Source organism: Cellulomonas septica (assembly GCF_012396155.1).
In the GTDB taxonomy this organism is placed as follows: Bacteria; Actinomycetota; Actinomycetes; order Actinomycetales; family Cellulomonadaceae; genus Cellulomonas; species Cellulomonas septica.
Genome location: NZ_JAAXOY010000747.1, coordinates 1 through 1,557 on the forward strand (window position 1 = coordinate 1; position 1,557 = coordinate 1,557).

Here is a 1,557-nt window from a genome sequence, read left to right on the forward strand (position 1 = left end):
GACTCGCGCGGGACGAACGTCGTCGGCACGCGGACCGTCCGCGGCCCCTCGGCGGCGGCCCGACGGTCGCGCAGCAGCTCGACCGCCGTCGCCCCGATCTCCTCCATCGGCTGCGCGACCGACGCGAGGCCCGGCGACTCGAACCGGGCGCGGTCGATGTCGTCGAACCCCACGACGGCCTGGTCGGCCGGCACGTCGAGGCCCGCCTCGCGGAGCACCCGCATGAGGCCGATCGCGTTGAGGTCGGTGCCGCACACGACGGCGGTCGACGGCAGGCCCGCCGCGAGCATCGCGCGCGCCGCCACCGCGCCGCCGCCCTCGAGGTTGTCGGGCGCGTCGTGGACGAGGTCGTCGGCGAGCACGATCCCGGCCGCGTGCAGGCCGTCGCGGTACCCGTCGTAGCGCTCCGCGACGTCCGGCGCGCCCCGGAACCCGGCGAACGCGATCCTCGTGTGCCCGTGCGCCACGAGGTGCGCGACCGCCGCCGCGACGCCTGCCGCGTTGTCGGCCCGCACCGACGTGATCCCGGGCAGGGAGTGCCCGACGAGGACGACGTCGGCACCGCCCGCGTGCAGGTCCTGGACGTAGTCGTCCGCGACCGCGCCGACCGGCACGACGAACCCTTCGACGTGGTCGTGCGCGACGGGCGGCAGGTGCTCGGGGACCGTGTGGGCGTCGATCCGGAACGACGCCGCGTCGAGCGTCTGGACGACGAGGAGGCGGCTCGCGGTGCGTCGCGCGCCCCGCTGCGTGCCGTTGAGCACCCGCCCGTAGAACGGTCCGCCGATGAACGGCGACAGGACGCACACGAGCGGGTCGCCGGAGGGTCGGCGCCGGTCGCCGTCCTGGAGTCCGTCCGCCATCGGTGCCGCCGCTCGTCGTCGCCTCGTCGCGCTGTCGCCCGTGCGTATCGGTCGCCCGGGGCACGTGCTGAGCCGCAGGTCGCGGCACCACCCGCCCGGCGCAGCACGCGCCCACCCGCGGAGGAGCGACGGTCCCGGGTGCACGGGGGCCCTCCACCCCGGCGATCGGCCGCGGCCCGTCGGTCGGGCAGGCCGCGGCGCGCGTCCACCTCCCCGTCACGTCCTCGTGCGACCGACGTCACATCGCGTGGCTAGACTCTGCGGGTCCGGCGGCAACGGGGCCGCGGGACAGGCACGGTCAGGGGGAGCGTGCCGGGCACCATCCTTTGGAGGATGCATGGTCGAGCTCGGTTCCACGAGCATCACGATCGTCGTGGTCATCGCAGCGGTCGCCGTCGCGTCGCTGGTCGTCGCTGCGGTGCTGCGCCGTCAGGTGCTCGCGGCCGGTGAGGGTACGGCGTCCATGCGCGAGATCGCGCGCGCGGTCCAGGAAGGGGCGTCGGCGTACCTGAGCCGGCAGTTCCGCACGCTGGCCATCTTCGCGGTCGTCGTCTGCGCCCTGCTGTTCCTGCTGCCGGGAGACGCCGGCATCAAGGTCGGGCGGTCCATCTTCTTCCTCGTCGGCGCGCTGTTCTCCGCGTCGATCGGGTTCCTGGGCATGTGGCTCGCGACGCGCGCCAACCTGCGCGTCGCG

At 75.1% G+C, this 1,557-nt stretch carries 2 protein-coding genes; one reads left to right on the forward strand and one right to left on the reverse strand.

Translation table 11 applies throughout. The annotated features are described in order from the left end of the window. On the reverse strand, window positions 1-863 hold an 863-nt coding region (locus HGA02_RS18785), incomplete at its 3' end, for a LacI family DNA-binding transcriptional regulator (RefSeq protein WP_168680851.1). A gap of 337 nt (window positions 864-1,200) precedes the next feature. Here HGA02_RS18785 and HGA02_RS18790 point away from each other — a divergent pair. Beyond that, the coding region (locus HGA02_RS18790) for a sodium/proton-translocating pyrophosphatase (RefSeq protein ID WP_210728803.1) at window positions 1,201-1,557 on the forward strand (357 nt) is incomplete at its 3' end.